This is a genomic window from Streptomyces sp. A1277, assembly GCF_004795015.1.
In the GTDB taxonomy this organism is placed as follows: domain Bacteria; phylum Actinomycetota; class Actinomycetes; order Streptomycetales; family Streptomycetaceae; genus Streptomyces.
Genome location: NZ_SSBI01000002.1, coordinates 79,249 through 98,101 on the forward strand (window position 1 = coordinate 79,249; position 18,853 = coordinate 98,101).

The 18,853-nt window shown below is 70.3% G+C and carries 18 protein-coding genes; 4 read left to right on the forward strand and 14 right to left on the reverse strand.

Going from position 1 to position 18,853, the window contains the following annotated elements:
- Nucleotides 1–34 precede the first annotated feature (34 nt).
- From E6R18_RS01775 to E6R18_RS01805, 7 genes are all read right to left on the reverse strand, one after another.
- Nucleotides 35–796: an SDR family oxidoreductase gene (locus E6R18_RS01775; protein WP_136315037.1), complete on the reverse strand. Its 762-nt coding sequence runs from the start codon at nucleotides 794–796 to the stop codon at nucleotides 35–37.
- Entirely contained in the window at nucleotides 796–1,965 is a 1,170-nt protein-coding gene (locus E6R18_RS01780; protein WP_168712262.1) for a hypothetical protein, read from the reverse strand. Before E6R18_RS01780 ends, E6R18_RS01775 begins: the two co-directional genes overlap by 1 nt.
- Nucleotides 1,962–3,005: a methyltransferase domain-containing protein gene (locus E6R18_RS01785; RefSeq protein WP_168712263.1), complete on the reverse strand. Its 1,044-nt coding sequence runs from the start codon at nucleotides 3,003–3,005 to the stop codon at nucleotides 1,962–1,964. The genes E6R18_RS01780 and E6R18_RS01785 overlap by 4 nt, the downstream gene beginning before the upstream one ends.
- Before the next feature lie 53 nt (nucleotides 3,006–3,058).
- A complete protein-coding gene (locus E6R18_RS01790) occupies nucleotides 3,059–4,069 on the reverse strand; it encodes a cupin-like domain-containing protein (protein WP_240799559.1) in 1,011 nt (336 codons plus the stop codon).
- Complete coding sequence (locus E6R18_RS01795) at nucleotides 4,066–5,169, reverse strand: hypothetical protein (RefSeq protein ID WP_136315040.1); 1,104 nt, start codon at nucleotides 5,167–5,169, stop codon at nucleotides 4,066–4,068. Before E6R18_RS01795 ends, E6R18_RS01790 begins: the two co-directional genes overlap by 4 nt.
- A 27-nt stretch (nucleotides 5,170–5,196) precedes the next feature.
- The gene (locus E6R18_RS01800) at nucleotides 5,197–6,099 is read right to left on the reverse strand and encodes a TauD/TfdA family dioxygenase (RefSeq protein WP_168712264.1); all 903 of its coding nucleotides are present in this window, start codon (nucleotides 6,097–6,099) and stop codon (nucleotides 5,197–5,199) included.
- Nucleotides 6,100–6,486: 387 nt separating this feature from the next.
- Complete coding sequence (locus E6R18_RS01805; RefSeq protein ID WP_206308193.1) at nucleotides 6,487–7,182, reverse strand: hypothetical protein; 696 nt, start codon at nucleotides 7,180–7,182, stop codon at nucleotides 6,487–6,489.
- Nucleotides 7,183–7,488: 306 nt separating this feature from the next.
- Between E6R18_RS01805 and E6R18_RS01810 the strand changes: the two genes are divergently transcribed.
- Nucleotides 7,489–7,971 carry a TrmO family methyltransferase gene (locus tag E6R18_RS01810; RefSeq protein WP_240799560.1) on the forward strand — a complete coding sequence of 161 codons (483 nt, stop codon included), beginning with the start codon at nucleotides 7,489–7,491 and terminating at the stop codon, nucleotides 7,969–7,971.
- A gap of 935 nt (nucleotides 7,972–8,906) precedes the next feature.
- Here the strand turns inward: E6R18_RS01810 and E6R18_RS01820 are convergent.
- Nucleotides 8,907–9,554: a TetR family transcriptional regulator gene (locus tag E6R18_RS01820; RefSeq protein WP_136315195.1), complete on the reverse strand. Its 648-nt coding sequence runs from the start codon at nucleotides 9,552–9,554 to the stop codon at nucleotides 8,907–8,909.
- Nucleotides 9,555–9,711: 157 nt separating this feature from the next.
- Between E6R18_RS01820 and E6R18_RS01825 the strand changes: the two genes are divergently transcribed.
- Nucleotides 9,712–11,181: an MFS transporter gene (locus E6R18_RS01825; RefSeq protein WP_136315043.1), complete on the forward strand. Its 1,470-nt coding sequence runs from the start codon at nucleotides 9,712–9,714 to the stop codon at nucleotides 11,179–11,181.
- A gap of 233 nt (nucleotides 11,182–11,414) precedes the next feature.
- On the opposite strand, the gene E6R18_RS01830 is transcribed toward E6R18_RS01825, so the two are convergent.
- A complete protein-coding gene (locus E6R18_RS01830; protein WP_240799561.1) occupies nucleotides 11,415–12,434 on the reverse strand; it encodes a LysR family transcriptional regulator in 1,020 nt (339 codons plus the stop codon).
- Here E6R18_RS01830 and E6R18_RS01835 point away from each other — a divergent pair.
- Entirely contained in the window at nucleotides 12,433–13,824 is a 1,392-nt protein-coding gene (locus E6R18_RS01835; protein WP_136315045.1) for an MFS transporter, read from the forward strand. The genes E6R18_RS01830 and E6R18_RS01835 overlap by 2 nt on opposite strands.
- A gap of 447 nt (nucleotides 13,825–14,271) precedes the next feature.
- Here E6R18_RS01835 and E6R18_RS01840 read toward each other — a convergent pair whose 3' ends face one another.
- Together E6R18_RS01840 and E6R18_RS01850 are read right to left on the reverse strand one after the other, a co-directional pair.
- Nucleotides 14,272–14,715 carry a DUF2267 domain-containing protein gene (locus E6R18_RS01840; RefSeq protein WP_136315046.1) on the reverse strand — a complete coding sequence of 148 codons (444 nt, stop codon included), beginning with the start codon at nucleotides 14,713–14,715 and terminating at the stop codon, nucleotides 14,272–14,274.
- Between the two features lie 580 nt (nucleotides 14,716–15,295).
- Nucleotides 15,296–15,727, reverse strand: coding sequence for an Hsp20/alpha crystallin family protein (locus E6R18_RS01850; protein ID WP_136315047.1), 432 nt, complete (start codon nucleotides 15,725–15,727; stop codon nucleotides 15,296–15,298).
- 127 nt (nucleotides 15,728–15,854) lie between these two features.
- On the opposite strand from E6R18_RS01850, the gene E6R18_RS01855 reads away from it, so the two are divergent.
- Nucleotides 15,855–16,478 (forward strand): type III effector protein, encoded by a 624-nt coding sequence (locus E6R18_RS01855; protein WP_136315048.1) that lies wholly within the window; start codon nucleotides 15,855–15,857, stop codon nucleotides 16,476–16,478.
- Here the strand turns inward: E6R18_RS01855 and E6R18_RS01860 are convergent.
- From E6R18_RS01860 to E6R18_RS01870, 3 genes are all read right to left on the reverse strand, one after another.
- The gene (locus E6R18_RS01860) at nucleotides 16,465–16,818 is read right to left on the reverse strand and encodes a DUF6069 family protein (protein ID WP_276607250.1); all 354 of its coding nucleotides are present in this window, start codon (nucleotides 16,816–16,818) and stop codon (nucleotides 16,465–16,467) included. The genes E6R18_RS01855 and E6R18_RS01860 overlap by 14 nt on opposite strands.
- A complete protein-coding gene (locus tag E6R18_RS01865) occupies nucleotides 16,815–17,426 on the reverse strand; it encodes a TetR/AcrR family transcriptional regulator (RefSeq protein WP_136315049.1) in 612 nt (203 codons plus the stop codon). The genes E6R18_RS01860 and E6R18_RS01865 overlap by 4 nt, the downstream gene beginning before the upstream one ends.
- Nucleotides 17,427–17,637: 211 nt before the next feature.
- Complete coding sequence (locus E6R18_RS01870; protein WP_136315050.1) at nucleotides 17,638–18,741, reverse strand: DUF5954 family protein; 1,104 nt, start codon at nucleotides 18,739–18,741, stop codon at nucleotides 17,638–17,640.
- Nucleotides 18,742–18,853: the final 112 nt, after the last annotated feature.

Genomic DNA, 18,853 nt, shown 5'->3' on the forward strand with positions numbered 1-18,853 from the left:
CGGTGCCCGTCCGGCGGGGCCGGCGGGCAGGGGTTCAGACGGTGCTCGCCAGGCCGCCGGCGCTCTCACCGCCGTCGATGACGAAGCTCTGGCCGGTGATGAACGCGGCGTCGTCGGAGGCGAGGTACGAGACGAGCCCGGCGATCTCGCGCGGGGTTCCGAGCCGGCCGAGGGGGATCGCGGCCGCGCACTCCGCCAGCATCTGCGGGGTGTACTCGGCTTCCTGCATGGGGGTCAGGACGTAGCCCGGGCAAACGGCGTTGACCCTCACGGCCGGGGCCAGTTCGAGGGCCATGGTCCTCGTCAGCTCGATCAGTCCGGCCTTGCTCACGTTGTACGCGGCATAGTGCGGCATACCGACGAGGCCGCTGACCGACGCGGTGTTGACGATGGCGCCCCGGCCCCGGGCGTGCATGCGCAGCGCTGCCTGCCGGCCGGCGTGGAACGCTCCGGTCAGGTTGACTGCGAGGACCTTGTTCCACTCGGCGGCGGAGGTGTCGAGGACGTCCCGCCGGATGCTGACACCCGCGTTGTTGCACAGGACGTCGATGCCGTTCCACTCGTGGTCCAGCCGTGCGAATGCCTCCGCCACCGACGCCTCGTCGGCGACGTCCGTCCCCACGGTGAGCAGCATGCCGCTGTCGTCCCGGGCCGCGCACCGGTCGAGGGCTTCGAGGTCGTTGTCCAGGACCGCGACCCGGCAGCCCTGGCCGAGGAAGGTCTCGGTGATGGCCTCGCCGATGCCGCGGGCGCCTCCGGTGACCGCGACGGTCCTCGTCTCCCCGGACACCGGCATCACGCCGACCACGTGTCGGCGAGCGCGCGGTCGAGGTGCGCCGGCAGGGGGACGACGTGCGGGGCCCGCACTCCCTCGCATGCGGCGGTGTAACCGTAGGAATACGCCCCGGTGTTCGGGAACAGCAGTGCGTCGCCGTCCACGAGCGGGGGCAGCAGGGCGTTCCGTTTGATCACGTCGAAGGAGTCCATGATCGGCCCGACCAACTGGGTGAGGGAGGGGTCACCGCGCTCGGGGGCGACGACGTCGAGGCTGCCTCCCCCGTCTTCGATGAAGGTGGTCTCGAAGAGGCCGGAGTAGCCGCTGACGTCGAGGTGGGTCAGCCGCCGTCCGCCCGCCACGCGGTCGGCGACGACGGTTGCGAGCGTCGCCAACGCGGGCTCGGCGAGGTACCTTCCCGGTTCGCACAGCAGCGTGACGCCGGGAGGCAGCAGGTGCTGGGCGTGTTCGCGGAGCCGGTGGAAGAAGTCCGGGTGGTCGTGGTGGAAGCGGCGCCGCGCGCCGGGGAAGGCGCCGCCGATGTTCATCACGGGCACCTCACCCACGTCGGCGGCGAGTTTCGCCCGGACCTCCGCGGCCTCCTCCAGCGCACGCCGGTAGGGGACGGCATCGGCCAGGTCATCGGTGTCGGTGCCCACGAAGAAGGAGAGGGCCTCCACCTCCAGACCGCGTTCGGCGGCGAGGCTGCCGAGCTCCACGACCTCCTCCGGCAGGGCGCCGAACCGTACGACCGACCGGGCCGACTCCCCCGTTCGGGCCGGCCGCAGCCGCAGCGTGAGGCGCGCGCGGTCCGTCAGGGAGGCCAGCAGCCGCAGCCCCCTCGTGTCATCGACGACGAAACGGGTGACTCCGGCATCGAGCACGGCCTGCGCGGTGGGTCCGTCGATGACGGGGTTCACCCAGGTCACGCGCTCCGGCTCCACGCGTAACTGGAGCAGGGTGCGCAGGTGGGCGAGGTTGGTGACGTTGTACGCGTCGACGCCGCGGACGGCCTGAAGCATCAGCGGATGCGTGTTGGCCTTGAGCGCATAGGAGATGCGGCAGTCGAGGCCGTCGCGGAGTCGGCGCAGGGCGTCGGCCACGGACGCGTTCGAGAACAGCTGGACGGGGGTGGCGAGGTGCTGCTCGCCCACCCACTCGGCGATCCGCTCGCGGAGGTGCGCGCTCATGCCTGCGGCTCCCGTCCGCGCAGCAGGTAGCCCAGCTCCACCCCGCTGCTGTCCACGCTCGCCGGTGTCGTGACCGCCGCCCGGCACTCCAGGCCGGCCCGTTCGAACAGGTCCTCCCAGAAGGGGCGGGTCTCCAGGTGCTGGTTGGTGAAGACGTGGAGCAGGTAGTACAGGTTCCAGAAGTTGCGGGCGAGCCCGTGGCGCATCACCGAGGGCTCGGTGACCTTCTGGTCGACCTCGATGACGACGATGTCGATGTCGGGAAAGGCGCGCACCAGGGAGCGCAGCATCTGCAGGACGGTCTTTTCGCCCTGCTGGCCGAGCACCTCCTGAAGGACGTAGCCGAAGACGATGGTGTCGGGCGAACATCCGGACGGCGGATCGGCCAGGAAGCTCTCGGCGGAGGCGTTCACCAGCGTGATCCGGTCGCCGAGCCCTTCTGCCTCGATGTTCGTCCGGGCCTGCTCGAAGGCGTCCGGGTCCGGCTCCGCCCCCCACGCGGTGGCGCCGGGCATCCGCCGGCACAGGTCGATGAGGTACTGGGCGTCGCCGCATCCGAGGTCGAGGAGGCAGGCGGGTTCGAGACCGGCGTCCGTGAGCAGGGTGTGCATCATCGGCATGCCGTCGTAGTGGGCTATCTCGCAACTGCCGGTGCCGACGTCGCGTCCCTCGCGTGTGCAGAACGGCGCGCCGTGGCGCAGTGCTTGGCCGATCTGCCCGACGGTGCCCGCGTAGCCGCCGACGAAGAAGGTGTACCAGCTGCGGAACTCGGCGTAGGAGTGGGCCTTCGCGCCCAGCGTCGCACGGCCGTCCCGGACGGTGAGGACACCCTCGTTCGCCAGGAAGAGCAGCAGGCCCGTGAGACGTTCGGCGTCCAGGTCCAGGTCTTCGGCCAGGGCCTCGATGTCACGTGGCCCGTCCGCTGTGTTCAGCGCGTCGTAGACGCCGGAGGCGAAGAGATGGTGCAGGCACGAGGCCAGGAACAGCTCGGCGATCGGCCGGATGCCGTCGATGAGGCGCTGCTCGAAGCCTTCGTCCACGCCGGGAAGGCGCGCGGGGGGCAGTGGGGGGTTTCCGTTGACCATGGCCGTCCTCAGGTGGAGGGGTCGTTGTCGTGGGAGAAGTTGCCGGTGCGCAGCGCCTGGTACAGCCGCTTGCCGGTCGAGGGGGGCGAGAAGAAGAAGCGGGTCTCCTCACGGCGTCCCAGGACGCCGTGCCGGACGAAGTCGGTACCGGTCCTGGCCCAGTAGCGCGGGCCGAGCCTGGCCAGCAGTACGAGGTACTCGGCGAGCGGCTGTGCCGGGCCGAACCAGTGGTTGACCGAGACGGAGGGGGTCAGCGCCCGGATGTCGTGCCAGCAGCCGCGGGGGATGTACACGATGTCCCCCGGTCGCACGACGCCGCTGTAGAAGGTGGCGTCGCGCAGTTTGGGGTGTGCGGCCAGATCCGGCGCACAGACGTCGATCTGGCTGTTGACCAGATTGTCGGGGAAGGGGTAGGCGGCCGCGCTGTCCCGCCAGGAGAGCAGGGTCACCTGCTTCTCCCCGGCAAGCTGGCAGAACAGGTTGTCCTTGAGGTCCGCGTGCAGCATCGAGCGGGTACCCGCCGAGCCGATCCAGGCGCGGGTGTCCGGTTCGTCGGTGTCGGCCGGGCCGAGCAGTGCGCCGAATTCGCATTCGGACAGGTCGAGGAGGTCTCCCGCGCGTTGGTACGCGAGGTAGCAGGGCGCGTCCTGCTTCGCATGCGCCATGGCGTCCAGGAAAGCGGCGAAGCTCAGATCCCGTTCGTAGCGCTGCTGGTCCTGGGGGAAGAGCACGCCGTCCCCCGGCAGGTTCATCAGAGCGCGCACACGGTGGTGCCCGTAGCGCTCGCGCAGGCGTTCCGGCTGCCAGGTGCGCATCGCGGGCCAGTCCTCGGCCAGACCGCGGAACAGTTGGGGGACCGAGTGCTGCCGCACCGCCCGCCGCAGGCCCTGTGGGTCGTGGTGGGAGGCAAGGGGAAGCGGGCGCACGTCCACACCGGCGTTCTGGAGTGCGTGCACGGGGTGCGCCCGGAGCGGGGGCCGGGCGAGGACGGTGTCGCCGCCCGGATGCGAGGTGGTCACTGGGGTATCTCCTGCCGTGGGGGGAGGTCCTGCCGACTCGGCACGGTTCCGGAGCAGATGTGTGCCGGCCGGCCGTCCAGTACGAGGCCGTCCGGGCCCGGGGTGACGCGAAGGTGGGTGCCGGGCCTGTGCCAGTTCGCGCGGTGGGGCTGCAAGGTGACCGGGCCGTCGGGCACGAGGTGGCGTGCGAGGAGGACATGGGCGCACGCGAGCGCACCGGTGCCGCAGGCGAGCGTCTCCTGGTTGATGGCCCGCTCCCAGGTGCGGTAGCGGGGGGTGCTCCCGCCGAGGTCGACGAAGTTGACGTGGACGCCTTCGGGAAAGGCTTCCTTGTAGCGCAGGTTTATCCGGGCCCCGAGGAATTCCATCAGGTCGATGGATTCGGGTGTGGGGGCGCGGGCGAACAATTCCTTCCCGAGCGCGGGTGCGCCATGTGCGCTGACGAGGACCAGATGGGGCTCACCGGTGAAGACCAGGTGTCCCGACAGCCGATCGGGCCACGGAACTCCCGTATCCGGCAGGCAATTCCGGGGCGGGCGGTCGACGGCGAGTTCCACTTCCAGGAGACTCTGGTGTTCCGCCGGGTCGCCCGGTCTTGCGGACGGCACGTGCCCGGGTAAGCCGGCCCCTGGGCGGTACAACGTCTCAGGGACCGCGCGGGGTGCTCCGACGTTCACCCACATGTGCCCGTTCTCGGCCCCTTCTCCCACCCGGACCTGTCGCGGGCGCCCACGGGGGATTTCCGTCAGGAACGTCCACGCCCGTCCCTCGCCGCCGGGTTCCCGCGCTTCCCGCAAGGACCGTGCGGCGTAATGCCCGGCGGACAGAAGGCCGTTCCCGCAGGAAAGGGTCTCGCTGCCGTCCTGTTCGAAGATGCGGAACGTGAGAGCGGCGCCGTCCGGGGCGTGTGCCAGGTACAGGACGTTGTCCGCACCCCCCACTCCGAAGAAGGGGTCCAGGACCCATCGGGCGAAGGACGACCGGGTCGCGTCGTCGGGGAGAGGGGTGCGGGTCTCGTCCACGATGAGGAAGGTGTTGCCGGCAAGTGAGTACTTCTCGTACCCGACCCGCCCGTCCGTCGTCCGAGTGGAAGCAGTCATCGAATACCCCGTGGTCGAGCCGGCCGTTCAGCGCAGGTCTTCCTCACCCTGCACCGCTTCCTTCATGGCCATCGCCGCCGGCGTGTGGGCGGTGGGCAGCGGGGTCCCGAAGAACTCCTCGCCGTGCACGACCCGCAGCTCCCGGCCGCTCCCGTGGAACTCGCCACGACGGTGCATGAGCCGGTAGTTGTCGATCACGACCATGTCGCCGTCGGACCAGCCGAGCGGGATCTCGCGCTCCAGCGCCAGCTTCTCCACCGCGTCGAGGAACCCCTGCGGCACGGGCTCACCGGTCGCGAGTTTCATGCCGTAGTACTCGGGGTCGGTCACCGCGTGGAGAGCGGTGTTGCTCAGACTCCGCGCACCGGCTCGCGTGGTCACCGCGATCGGAGTCGTGTACCTGGTGTGCAGGGTGCCGTCCTGCGAGAAGTCGAACTCGAACTGCGGCAGTGTGCCCAGGAAGGCGCTGATTTCGGCGGGGTCATCGCCTCCGGCCGCCTTACGCCACTGCTCGCGGGGCCACGAGCGGTGGAAGCACAGGTCGTTGTCCAGGGCGAAGGAGCGCCACTCGTCGCTCAGACATTCCAGCAGTGACACGCCGTCCACGACACCGGTCGGCGCCCCTCCGTCACTGCCGGCGTGCAGGCAGAGGAACCACAGGGCGTCCGGGCGCCAGGGATTGTAGGAGTCCTCGGCGTGAAAGCCGAGGGCGACACCGCCCGGAGGGTAGACGATGGAGCGGGGGGTAGCACACTTCCCGAACCTCTGCGTGAATGCCCGGTACTCCTCCAGTGTCGGGTCGAAGCCCGTGAAATACACCCATCCGTTCTCCCGGAGAAGACGACGCACTTCGTCCGGATTACAGTCGGATAATTTCTCGCCGACACCCGCGATGATACTGCTGCCTATCTCGGCGGTCTTTATTTCCATGCTTTCCTCCATCGGAAGAAGATTGCACATGGCGAATCCGCAGCCACTGACGTCCGCGCGGCGCCGCTCTCGCGGCAGATCATGCGCGCCAACAACTCCACTAGACCGCCGTCCATTTGACGGAGCAACCGGTCATACATGTGATATAGATCACATTCAGGTTAAATTGCTGGCCAGTCGGGGGATTTGTTTTCGGCGCTTCGGCAAACTTGTTTGTGGCCGAATTGCGGGGGTAACCGTGCTCAGTGCAACAGCGCCCGGTCAAAGGCAGGCGAGAGTGGGGACGCTCGGCTCTCGAATATCGGGAACGCCCGCAGGCCGACACACTCACGCTCGCCCGCACCGGCGACCGGGGGCCGGTTGCGCCTCCGTCACTCTGGTCCGGGCTCAGTCGCCGTGGGGCAACAGGTCCCTGGTGAGAGCGAAGGCGGAACTCGCAGTGGCGAGGAGGGCGTTGACGCGGGCGAGAACGCGGTCGGCCCGGTCGGTGTCCTGTGCACCGGCCGCGTCCGTCAGGTCTTCGGCATACTCCCGCGCCCTGACCGCCTCCTCGGGCTGGGCACTCTCCGAGTCGGCTCTGAGGGCAGTGGCCAGTTGGTGATACGAGATGCCGGACAGGTCGGCGCTGCTGTCACGCCCGCTGCTCTGGGCCACCCCGTGGGGGCTGTTGACGTTGACTGCAGCGAAGCCGCCAGCTGATGCCGTTATATGCATCGATTCGTCAATGCTCCCTGTCCACATGAAGTGCTTCCGGTACTCGCGCCATCCCTTGCGGGTAAGCGCGTAGGAACCGAACCGCCAGCCCTCGATGCGTACGAGTTTGTGTTTGACGGGCTCCGCGAGGACGAGCAGGGCCTCTGCGCGGTTCCAGTTCCGCTCCTCGAAGTAGGGCCCCAGACGGACCGGGACACCGAGGCTTCGGGATGTTCGGCAAATCTCCTGGAGCGCCTGCTTCTGGTAGATGTCCAGCCGGCCCATGCTGATGGATGGCTCGGGGAGCTTCCGGGTGTGGTGCACGGTTCGAAGCTTCAGGAAGAGTCCGTACGCGGCAGCGGCGCACAGAGCGAAAACGACAATCTCCACGCGGGCTCCTGATTCTCCTGCCCAGCCACCGTCCCTGATTTTACGCCGAGTTGGCCTTCACGGAAGTGGTGGTCCTGTCTCGATCGGGCTCACTCCGAGCGACACCCGTACGTGTCCCCATCCGCCTGCCGACGCGGGCGTCCGGCGCCCGCCGACCTCCCAGGCGCAACCCTCGACGTCCGCATGCCGGTCCGGAGCTGCCGCAACCGGGCTGTAGCTGGTTAGTAGTTGTTTCTGCTCCTGCCCCTGACGCGTGACTGTGACAGGCTTCAGGCTTTCGCGTGCGACTGAGACTGGAGGGTTACGGTGGGTAGCGAGGACGGGGCAGGGCTTGTTGAATCACGGCCGATCGCCCGCGTAGTGGGTGGACGCGAGGAAGTGCGTGAGTCCGGGTGGGGCCGCGAGAATGCCATCATGCGGCTGGACTCGTCGATGTTCGGCCCCGAGGCTCTCTTCGGCCTGGACGGGTTCTCCCACCTTGAAGTGGTGTTCTTCTTCGACCAGGTCGACAGCCTGGAGATCGACCGGGGCGCCCGCCCCGTGCCGGGCGGGCAGGACGGAGCCCTGGTCGGGATTTTCGCTCAACGCAGTCGGCGTCGACCCAACAGGCTCGGCGTTTCACGCTGCCGGATCACCTCGGTGTCGGGCCTGGACGTCCACGTCAGCGGACTTGACGCTGCGGCCGGGACTCCGGTGCTCGACTTGAAACCGTATGTGCGGAAGTTCGGCCCGCGCGGCAACATCCGGCAACCGGAGTGGGCGTCCGTGCTGATGCACGACTACTACTGAGGAAGACGTTTCGATCTGCGGGTGTGTCGGTTGCCGCTGGGCGACCGCCCCTGCAAGCGACCGGCGAAGCACGCCGCCTGAAGCCGGTCACGGGGTGTCGTAACGAAAGCCGGGAGGGAGACGACCAGCGCCCGCTGAGACAGCGGCGTCAAGACGGCGCCGGCCACGAGGCGATCGGCGCCAAGTGTCAGGTGGCAGCCTTCGCACTCGCGCGGAGCCGCTGCCCAGAGGCGCGCAGTCCGCAGTGGTGCCTCAAAAAACGGAGCCCCGGCCCTGCCCGCGATGAGGACTGCAAGCGGTCTCTGTATTTCATGTGCGGCATCCCGGCTTCGGTTGATGCCCCCGGGACCGGCCGGTGGCGTACAGGCCGTCACCTTCGTCACACTGGCGCTGGCCGTGACGGGCAACGCCTCCGCCGCCGGACGGCTGCAGCGGCGCCTCGCAGCACTCGGCGCGCCGCCCGCACCCGCCGCGGATGCCGGTGCCCCGCTCGCACCGGACCGCTTCCGGGCCGTCACCGGCCGGGCCCTTCGCCAACTGCCGGCGAACGCCCTTGCCTTCCTGCTGGCCGGCCCTTCCACGGATCTGCTGCGGAGCCGGACCCTGCCGCCTCGCGACTTGATCGCGTTGGCGGTACTCCACCTCGGTGCTGGACGGGGAGGCACCGGGCAAGGCAGGCGCCGTGTTTCGACGTCTGGCCGAGCTGTAGCGGTCCCGTCCGCAGGACGGCCGAGCCGTCGCCCGCACCGGCACTTCGGCACCCTGCGCGAACCGGGCTTCACCGGGGCCCGGCAGATCCGGTACTCGGCAGGCGACACGCTGCGTCGAACTGCTGCGACGCCTCGTGTCGAATTCTTCCGGAGCTAGTGCCGCGGCGTCCCCGTATGAGGTTCACCGGCCGCGGCGAGCCGTTGCATGTGCGGTCCTCGGCCGGTTCACGCCCCTGCTTGCAGACGGAGACCTGTCAGGGTCAGCTCCAGCGCGGAGCGGAACTGGTCGACATCGTCGTGGCCGTCGAACTCCTCGACGATCTCGTGCACGAACGGGAAGTCACCGGGATCGAGCTCCCGCCAGGTCCGGGCGAAGCGGCCGAGGTACTCGTCGCGGTCCACGGCTCCGTCGAGGACCTCCTGCGGCGGTTCCTGCCCCATGTCGACGGCGGAGCCGACGACGACCCCGATGATCGCGGAGACGGCGTGGAACCGTTGGCGGGCGGTGAGGTCCAGGCGGAGCGTCTGCTGGCCGAGCTTGTCGTACAGGCGCAGGGAGTTGCTCTGGACGTCGGTGTTGCGCATGAAGTAGGCGCCGAGCCAGGGGCGTTGGACAACGGCGTCGAACAGCGTCATGGCCATCACGCGCAGGTCGTCGATGGGGTCGGCGCCGCGCGGGAGTTTCTCGACGTCGGCCAGCACTGTGCCCACCACGTGGTCCGTGGCGCGGTCGAGCAGTTCGTCCTTGCTCGCGACGTACCAGTAGATGCTGGCGACGCCGCCACCGAGGCGCTGCGCGAGCGCCCGGAACGTCAGCGCCGGCGCCCCCGCCTCGTCGAGCAGCGCCACCGCTTCGGTGAGCACGGACTCCATCGAGTGCGAAGCGCGTCGGCGTCCCCCGCTGGTGCGCCTCTGCACGTGTGCCATGGATTCGCCCTCCACCTCTTTGCATCTTATCGAACGTTGTTCTATCTTAGCTCATCGTACGCCGTTCGATAGCCGAACGCCGTTCGATCGGAAGGACCGCGTCATGACCACTGCCCCACCCGAATCCCGGCACCACCTCTACCCCTCCCTGCGCGCGGCGTGGATCCCCTTGGCCGCCCTCTGCCTGGCCTTCTTCGTCGAGATGGTCGACAACACGCTGCTGTCGATCGCGCTGCCCACGATCGGCCGCGACCTCGGCAGCGGGACGACCGCGCTGCAGTGGGTCACCGGCGCCTACTCGCTGACCTTCGGCGGCCTGTTGCTCACCGCCGGATCGATGGCCGACCGGCTCGGCCGCCGCCGGATGCTGCTGATCGGGCTCGCGGTGTTCGGGGCGCTCAGCCTCTGCGTCGTCCTCGTCAGCACCGCGGGCGAGCTCATCGCCCTGCGGGCCGCACTCGGCATAGCCGCCGCCGCGATGGCCCCGATCACGAACTCGCTGGTCTTCCGCCTGTTCGACGACAAGGCCCTGCGGATGCGTGCCATGACCGTCATGATCGTCGTCGGCATGTCCGGCTTCGTCCTCGGCCCGCTGCTCGGCGGCACGGCGCTGGCCCATGTGCGCTGGGAGTGGCTGCTGATCGTCAACGCCCCGATCGCGTTGATCGCGTGCATCGGCGTCCGGCTCGGCGTCCCGGCCGACCGGCCCGAGGATCTCACCAAGGACGCGCTCGACGTACCGGGCGCCGTCCTGAGCGTCGCCGCCATCGGGCTTGCCTGCTACTCGCTGACCAGCGGTGTCGAGCACGGATGGCTCTCCGCGATCACCCTGGCGTCGATCGTGGGCGCCCTCGCGGCCGCGTTCACGTTCGTCCGGCACGAGCGGCGCAGCGCAGCCCCCATGCTGGATCTGCGGCTCTTCTCCAACGGCACCGTCCGCGGCGCCGCCATCGCGCAGGTCGGGACGTCCATCGCGATGGCGAGCGTGATGTTCGGGCTGATCCTGCACTTCCAGTACGCCTACGGGTGGAGCCCGGTCCGGGCCGGCCTGGCCAACCTGCCGATCATCGTGACCATGCTCATGGCCACTCCCCTGTCCGAGTGGCTCGCCCGCCGCTTCGGCCACCGCATCGCCTGCCTGGTCGGCGCTGCCTGCCTGGCCGGCTCGCTGGCCGGTCTTTCCTGGGGCGTCGCGCACGGTTACGCCGTCATCGCGGTCTGCATGGTGCTCATGACCGTGGGTCTGCGCACCGTGATGACGATCTGCGCGGTCGCCCTCGTCGACGCGATGCCGAGCAACCGCACCTCGATCGGTGCCGCCCTGAACGACACCGCGCAGGAGGTCGGCTCCAGCGTCGGCACCGCGGTCGTCGGCACCCTGATCGCCGCACTGGTCACCACCCGGCTCCCCGCCGGCATCTGGAGCAGCGACCTCGTCGCGTCCTTCTTCCACGGCGAACGGATCACCTACGCACTGCTCGCCGTCCTCGTCGGACTGATCGCGGCCGGCGGTGCGCTGAGCCTCACCGATTCCCGCGCCGTCGAGGAACACCCCGTCGAGGAGCCCGTCTGACAACGGGTGCCAACTGCCCGGCGGCCCGCCTCCCTGCGGGGCCCGGTCGATGGCCCGACGCTCCTCGTGGCCGGCTCTCAGAACCGGACGCGCCGGTCCGCCGTCGTGCGCCTCGGAGGGAGGGGCAGGTTTCCCGGCCCGGACGTGCCCCGTTGGGACAGCCATGACCACGCTTCTCCCCGGTCCCGCGAGTGCCCTGGCCGACCAGGTGGCGTTTGAAGCGCCAGCGCCGTTCAGGGACGGGCGGCTGCATAGAGGACGTCGCGCAGTTCAGGCAGGTTCTCCCGGTCTTTGCGCCACACGAGGCGCAGGCTGAGGTCGGGCACGGGAAGGGCGAGTTCAACGAGGGTGCCGGCACGCAGGCTGTCGGCGACGGCGAAGCGGGGCAGCAGAGTGACGCCGAGGCCGTGTTCGGCCCAGGATCGCATCACGGGGACGCCACCGGCTCGGACGCGTCGGGGTCCGGAGCCGAGGAGGTGCTGTCCGGCCAGCCAGAATGAGCATTCCGGGACGTTGACCAAGAGGCGTTCACCATCGAGGTCGGCACGGTTCAGTGCGGGACGGGCAGCCAGGGCGTGGGTCGGGGCCGCGACGAGGGCCAGGGGCACGGGGTCGAGGTCGACGAAGGCGAGAGGTTCGGCGGGCGCGGGGAAGCCGAGCCCGCCGAGGGCTTCCCCTGCGTCCAGGAGGAGGGCCGCGTCGAGGTGCCCGTCCGCGACATCGGTGAAGAGCCCATGGCGAGTGCGGTCGGAGCGCACGTCGACCGTGACGTCGGGGCGACGTTCGGCCAGTCGGGCCAGGACAAGGGGAACGTGGGAGCCCGCAAGGGTCTCCAGGGCACCGAGCCGTAACCGTCGGCACTCACCGCGGACATCGTGGACGGCTCGTTCGGCGGTGTCGAGCAGCGTACGTGCCCAACCGCGCAGGCGTTCCCCGGCGGGAGTCAGTTCCATGCCTTTGGGGCCACGGGTGAACAAGGCGACAGCGAGGGCGGTTTCAAGTGTGCGGATCTGCTGCGAGACGGAGGAGGGGGCAAGGCCGAGGGCGACGGCGGCCTCCGTGACCGTCCGATGACGGATCACGGCCTCGAAGGTGGCGAGTTGGCGTAGTTCCACGTAAGCGCCCAACACCGTGCGCGCGTTCGGAAATTCCGAACGCGGTGTGCGGCTGCGCCGGTGGAGCGCCCTGCCTCGCCGGACGGATGGTGGGCGTCGTGCCCGAACTGGCTGCTCACCGGAGGCTTCCTCTTCCATGTCCGCTGTAGATCCTGCCGTGGTGCCGACGCCGCCCTCACTGTCCCCGGCGAGGAGCGCAGTCGCGCTGACCGGCGTGTCGCTGGGCTACTTCATGGTGCTCCTCGACACCACCGTCCTGTCCGTCGCCGAACCGGACCTCGCCGCGTCGCTGCATACGTCGATGGCCGGCCTGCAGTGGGCCACGACCGGGTACACCGTGGTGTTCGCGGCGCTGCTGTTGTCGGCGGGAGCGGGGGCAGACCGGTTCGGTGCCGACCGGGTCTTCCGGTCCGGCACGGCCGTGTTCACGCTCGCGTCCCTGCTCAGCGCCCTGGCGCCGAACCTCGGTGTGCTGTTGCTCCTGCGGGCGGTGTCCGGCGCGGCAGCGGCTGCCTGCGTTCCGGCCTCGATGGCACTGATCGCCCGTCTCTATCCTCAGCCCGCGGCGCGCGCCCGCGCGATCTCGGTGTGGGCCGCGGTCAGCGGAGCGGCCGTCGCCGCCGGTCCGATCGCCGGTGGCGCCCTGGTGGGGGCAGCCGGATGGCGGGCCGTGTTCCTGGTCAACGTGCCTCTGGGGCTGGTCGTGCTGGCCCTGGCCCGCGGGCGGGCGGTGCGCTGCCCGCCCGGCGCCCACCGTGTCGACTGGCCGGCCCAGGCCGCGGCTGTCGCGGTGCTGGCACTGCTTACGGATGTCCTGATCGCCGCCGGCGCGGGCGCATGGGACCACACCGTGTGGTCGGCGGGCGGGCTGGGCATCGCGGTGACGGTGTTCACCGTGCTCGAACGACGCAGCCCGACCCCGGTGGTGAACCGGACGCTGCTGCGGTCGGCACCGGTGCGGGCCGGGCTGCTGGCGGGCGCGGTCACCAACTTCGCCCTGTCCGGCGCACTGTTCGTGCTGCCCCTGCTCTTGCAGCGCGAACGTCACCTCAGTGCCCTGGAAACGGGCCTGGCGTTCCTGCCGCTGACCGTGCCCTTCGCCGCGAATCCGCCGCTGACCGGCAGGATCGTCACCCGCGTCGGCTCGCGGCCCCCGATTCTCGCCGGCTTGGCGCTCCTGACGGCCGGGGGCTCGGTGCTGGCGGGCACGGTGTTCGCCGAAGGCGCCTACATCTGGCTCGCGGCGGGCCTGCTGCTCACCGGTTTCGGCATCTCGTTCATCCTGCCGGCCCTCGTGGCGGCCGTCATCGGCGCCGCCCCGCCCGGCACGGCCGGCTCGGTCGGCGGTCTGCTCAACGCCGTACGCCAGATCGGCGCCACCTTCGGTGTGGCTCTCATGGGCGCCACCGCGAGCACCGGCACGGGGTGGTCCCTGCTGCTGTCGAGTGGCCTCTGCGCCCTCGCCTGGCTCGCTTTCGCGCTGACGCCCGGGGGTGCCTCCGGCAACCAGCCCGAGACCGGCACGTAGGCCGGACATGGGCCAGGCGGGCTGACCGCGCGGCGGGCCCCCGATCGCCGACGGCGTAGATTGGCACGGCCCCGAAGAAACCAAGCGGCACGTCGGCTCGGGCGCGGACATCCAGCGAGCCTCGCCCCGCCGCACGAAGCGGTAGCGTTCCCGTGTGACCCCGGTCGCCCCGGTCCCGTGGTACCTCATCGACAACAGCTGCTGACGGGCATGTCCGGCGGAGCAAGGCGAGTAAGCCGCGGCGGCGGCTGACGAAGCGGGCGCCGGTGTGTGAGCGAGCGCTCCAAGACCGGTGGGACGAGGCCGCCCAGCTGTGGCTCTCGGACGGCTTCTGGTGACGGTGACCGGCCCAGGTGAAGTCCCCGATCCGACGACCGGGGACTTCACCTGGCGGGGTCATGCCGGAGGGAGGCCGGGGCTGTCCCTGGTGCGACCCCTGTCGCCCGCTTACGCGGCCGGGGTGAGTTCGGCGCGGCCGAACAGCAGCGCGTAGCCGGTGGGCAGTTGGTGGAGGATGCGGGTGATCAGGTCGGGGCCGGCGCACGTGGCGACGGCCGCGAAGACGGAGCCGGTGTCCCAGCGGGTGGTGGCCAGGGAGGCGCCGGAGCGGGTGGCGAGGTCTTTGACGAAGGTCCAGCCGGTCATCGGCTGGGGGCTGGGTATCTGCGCGGTCAGGGCCCGGGCGGCCTCCAGGGGCAGGCAGGCGGCCAGATCGACGCGTTCGTCGCCGGTCAGCTGGCGTCCCAGTCCTTCGAGGACCAGGCGAACGGCTTCCTCGGCTCTCTCGCGGGTGGGGTAGGCGCCTTCGTAGCGGACCTTCTCCAGCATCTGCTCGTACGCCGTCCCGTACGGCTGCTGGTACCCGAGCGGTGCGCGCACGTCGGTGGTCACTGCGGTGTATGCCTTTCGCTGAGTCAGGGTGGGTGGTTGCGGTGTGTGGCGGCGGGATCAGGACCAAGCGGCCGGGGCGGCCGAGGAGTTGGTCGTAGCCGATGGAGAGCTGGGCCAGGAACTGTCCCAGCAGGTCGTCACCTGTGGGTTCGGAACCGTGGATGGCACGGCGCTGACGTTCGGTTCGCGGTCCGGTGACGCCTTCGATCGAGGCGCCGGCCCGCCCGGATCGTAGCCCCGCCTCCCGAGGCGAGCCGGGCTCAGGTGTACGAGGCTGCCGCCGAACCGCTCCGGCGGCAGCGGGTTCGGGAGGGCCCGGGCCAATTCCTCCGGCTGGATGCGCCGCAGGTTGGGTGCGGACCACACCGAGAAGGGCGAATACCACGCGTGCTCCGCGCTCGGCCTTCCTCCTCCGGAGTGCCGCATGCGCAGTGTTCGCCGTATTCCTTCACGTGGCCGAGGAACGCTTCGCGTGGCGGAGTCATCCTGGCGGCCCCCTTGCTCCTCGGACTGCCCACTGGGGTGCGGAGGGCGGCGAGGGGAGATCAGGCGCCCGTCCTCCGCACCCGTACGGCCGGCGTCAGCCGGGGATCTCCTGGCGGCCGGCGCCGACGCCGATGGAGATCTTGCGGGGCTTGGCGCGCTCGGCGATCGGGATGCGTACGGTGAGCACGCCCGCGTCGTAGTGGGCCTGGATGTGCTCCGTGTCGAGGGTGTCGGCGAGCACGATCTGACGGGAGAAGACGCCCAGCGGCCGCTCGGACAGCTCCATCTGTACGTCGTCGGCCTTCGCCACCGGCCGGCGCTCGGCCTTGACCGTGAGCATGTTCCGCTCGACGTCGATGTCGATCGCGTCTGCGGCGACGCCGGGCAGGTCGAAGGCCACCACGTACTCGTCGCCCTCGCGGTAGGCGTCCATCGGCATCGCCGACGGCCTCGACCAGGTGCCCGGGCCCATCAGCTGCTGCGCCAGCCGGTCCAGCTCACGGAAGGGGTCAGTGCGCATCAACATGGTGAAACACCTCCAGTAGGTTCAGGCAGTTACTGCCAATGCGCCTCGCTGACATCGTTGTAACATGTCATCCATTGGATGACAAGTTCAGTGTCGTCTGTGTGATGACATCCCGAGGGAGGCACCCGTGACCCCGGCCGACCAGCCGTCGTCGCCCAGCGTCGGCGCTCACAGCCCGGCATCGTTCCTCGCCGCCGCGGCGGCCCTGCAAGCCATTGACGATGCTCTGCGCGAAGCCCAGCACGAGCCTCCCGGTGCTCCTGGTCCCGGCCCGGAACAGGCACTGGCCTCCTTGTCGCTGCTGCGACAGGTGCGCGAACAGCTCGCCGGATGGGAGACCGGCCTGATCGAAACGGCACGCGACGCGGGAGCCAGCTGGGCCGACCTCGCCCCTCCCCTCGGTGTCGCCAGCCGGCAGGCCGCCGAGCGCCGCTACCTGCGGGGCCGCCCCGGCCCGGCCGGGACCACCGGCGAGCAGCGCGTCCGAGCCACCCGCCAGGCCCGGGCCGCCGACCGCAACTCCGCCACCTGGGCCCGCCACCACGCGGCCGACCTGCGCCGTCTGGCCGGTCAGATCATCGCGCTCACCGACCTTCCCCCCGCCGCCCGTCACCCTGTCGGCGAGCTCCACGCGGCCCTCGCCCACGACGACCCCGCCGACCTCCTCGCACCCCTGGCCGCCGCCCGGCTTCATCTGACCAGTGCACACCCCGACCTGGCCGCCCAGGCCGACCACCTCACTCCCCCCTGAGTCCGCCTCGCTGTCGGGTGCGGGAGACCCGGGTGCCGCCGTCCATGCCGTCGCCGATGGACGGCAGGAAGGAAACGGCCAGTACGACGCCGGCCACTCCGGTCCACATGGCGCGGGCGCGCCGTACCCCGAACCTCTCCAGGGCGGCCGGCAGTCCCCAGCCGGCGAGCGAGACGAGCAGTGCGACGACCGCCACGGGCACGGCGCCGATGCCGAGCGCCTGCTCACCGTCGGCTATCCGCAGCCGGTGCTCCAGCAGCGGGTCCGCGACCAGCCACACCAGGACGGGCGCCGACACGGCCAGGGCCGCAACCCCTGAGCGCCCTCTGCGCGCGCTCAGTCGGGCGCTCCCGAGAGCGCCCCGTACAGGAAGACCTCCACCAGCTCCTGCGGGGTCAGGTCGGGTTCGTCCTCCGTACGCGGCTGGGTGAAGAGCAGCCCGAAGAAGAGGGCCGCGATCTGCTCCGGCGGCCGGCGCAGGGCGGCCCTCTCGGGCTCCAGCAGTTCCACGAGGGCCGCGCGGATACGGGCCGTCGACTCGTTGCGGCCCGCGCCGCGCACCGTGCCGGGGTGCTTGCCACCACGGTGCCCCAGCCAGCCGGCGATCGCACCCATCCTGGACATGTGCGCCTGCAGCGCCTCGGCCGCCTCCGCGAGCCGCTCGGGCAGCGGCTGTGACACGTCGATCGCGTCGAGCTCGCGGACCGCGTGCTCGGGTGAGAGCGCCTCGGCCATGCACGCCTGCAACAGCTCGTCCTTGTCGGCGAAGACCCGGAAGATCGTGCCCTCACCGATGCCCGCGGCGCGGGCGATCTTCGCGGTCGTGACCGCCGCGCCGCACTCGGCGATCAGCGGGATGGCAGTCCGGACGATCATCGCGCGCCGCTCCTTTGGGGACATGGCGGGGGCGCGGCGTCGCGTGGTCTGGTTCTCCTTGGGTGCATCCATGACCGCGAGCGAACGGAGTGAGTGCTCACTCCGTCAATGAGTGAGCACTCACTCCGTCACACCTGCGTGGGCTCGGCCCCTTGTCGCCGACAGCCCACCAAGATCCTGGTACAGCGAGGGCGCCGCGCCGGCACGCCTCCTGCGCGCCCGCTCCTTCCGCTGCCTCATCTCGGCGAGAACGGCCCCCACGCTGATCCGCCCCTTCACACAGTCACGAGGCGGCCTCCTCCTGCCTGGAATCGCTGAAGTGCACGACACCGTCCTCGTCGAGGCGCGGGTGGAGGGCCATGGGGGTCGTCATGCTGACATCGGACGGGCGCGCGCTCTCCGGTCCGTCCGGGCCCCAGCGCACCAGGCGGCGGGTTCGGACGATCCGGAAGGCGGTGCCGTGGACCTCGATCTGGTTGAGCCGGCCCGCACGGAGTTCGTCCGAGGCCCGTACGAGCGCCGTCAGCTCCGCGGCCTCGGCGCCGGTACGGCCGCCCTCCGCGACGAGGCTGCGCGCATCGACATCACCCCCGGCCTCAAGCGGAATCAGCCCGCGCTCGCGTGGGCTCATCCAGGTGAGCGAGGAGTCCAGTGCCCGCCGTGCCTCGTGGGGGGTCGTGTGCAGGCGGCTGCCGACCGACCACGGCCCGTCGCCCGAGCGCTCCACGATCGTGAACGCGGTCGGCATGAGGAAGATGTCGGGGTGGGTCCTCAAGGCCCGCGCCGAATCCCGCAGCATGGCCTTGGGGAATCTGGCCCCGGAGTAGGCCAGGGAGCGCATGGCCAGCCGCTCACTGGCCTGCATGGGAGAAAGCGGTGCGTCCGGGTCCAGGACCAGGCCGTCATCGACCTTTGGGCGATTGGAGACATGGCTCCAATCGCGGGTCAGAGGCTCGGGGTCGGTGGGCCGCGGTGTCTCCAGGCCGCCGTGCGTGTCCAGGTTCGCGTACTCGTCGGCGCGCACCACGCGGTAGCGCGTGTCGAGCACGGTGAGGTCGGTGACGTTTTCCGCCTCCAGCCGCGCGACTGCCGCCAGCAGCGCCCTGCGCTCCGCCCGGTCCTTCGCCGCGTCCTTCGCCCGGAACCACAACGCCGAGTTCAACTCGTCACGCGCCTGCTGCGGGCAGCCGTGAGTGACGGCGATGAACACCCGCCATCGCTCACCCCCCGTCTGCGTGGCCACCCCGAACAACGGGCCCCGTACGGCGATCCCGGTGCTGCGCACCGCCGCGTCCAGGGCGTCGGCCTCCACCGCGGACTCGACCGGCTCCACGGGCAACCTCACCACTACCGGCCTCTCGGCCGGTACTGCACTTTCTTCGCTCATGGGCACATCCTGGCCTCAACTGACCGCATGCATCCCGGTTTTCCCGGATCATCCACCCCTTCGGGCGGGGAGCGGCACGTGGAGCTCCGGGCTTTGTATGATCCGGCCGGGC

Coding starts and splice junctions, on each gene's coding strand:
- E6R18_RS01775 (WP_136315037.1), bottom strand. CDS start 796: ATGCCGGTGTCCGGGGAGACGAGGACCGTCGCGGTCACCGGAGGCGCC.
- E6R18_RS01780 (WP_168712262.1), bottom strand. CDS start 1,965: ATGAGCGCGCACCTCCGCGAGCGGATCGCCGAGTGGGTGGGCGAGCAG.
- E6R18_RS01795 (WP_136315040.1), bottom strand. CDS start 5,169: ATGACTGCTTCCACTCGGACGACGGACGGGCGGGTCGGGTACGAGAAG.
- E6R18_RS01800 (WP_168712264.1), bottom strand. CDS start 6,099: ATGGAAATAAAGACCGCCGAGATAGGCAGCAGTATCATCGCGGGTGTC.
- E6R18_RS01820 (WP_136315195.1), bottom strand. CDS start 9,554: ATGGAGTCCGTGCTCACCGAAGCGGTGGCGCTGCTCGACGAGGCGGGG.
- E6R18_RS01825 (WP_136315043.1), top strand. CDS start 9,712: ATGACCACTGCCCCACCCGAATCCCGGCACCACCTCTACCCCTCCCTG.
- E6R18_RS01835 (WP_136315045.1), top strand. CDS start 12,433: ATGTCCGCTGTAGATCCTGCCGTGGTGCCGACGCCGCCCTCACTGTCC.
- E6R18_RS01830 (WP_240799561.1), bottom strand. CDS start 12,434: ATGGAAGAGGAAGCCTCCGGTGAGCAGCCAGTTCGGGCACGACGCCCA.
- E6R18_RS01850 (WP_136315047.1), bottom strand. CDS start 15,727: ATGTTGATGCGCACTGACCCCTTCCGTGAGCTGGACCGGCTGGCGCAG.
- E6R18_RS01865 (WP_136315049.1), bottom strand. CDS start 17,426: ATGGATGCACCCAAGGAGAACCAGACCACGCGACGCCGCGCCCCCGCC.
- E6R18_RS01870 (WP_136315050.1), bottom strand. CDS start 18,741: ATGAGCGAAGAAAGTGCAGTACCGGCCGAGAGGCCGGTAGTGGTGAGG.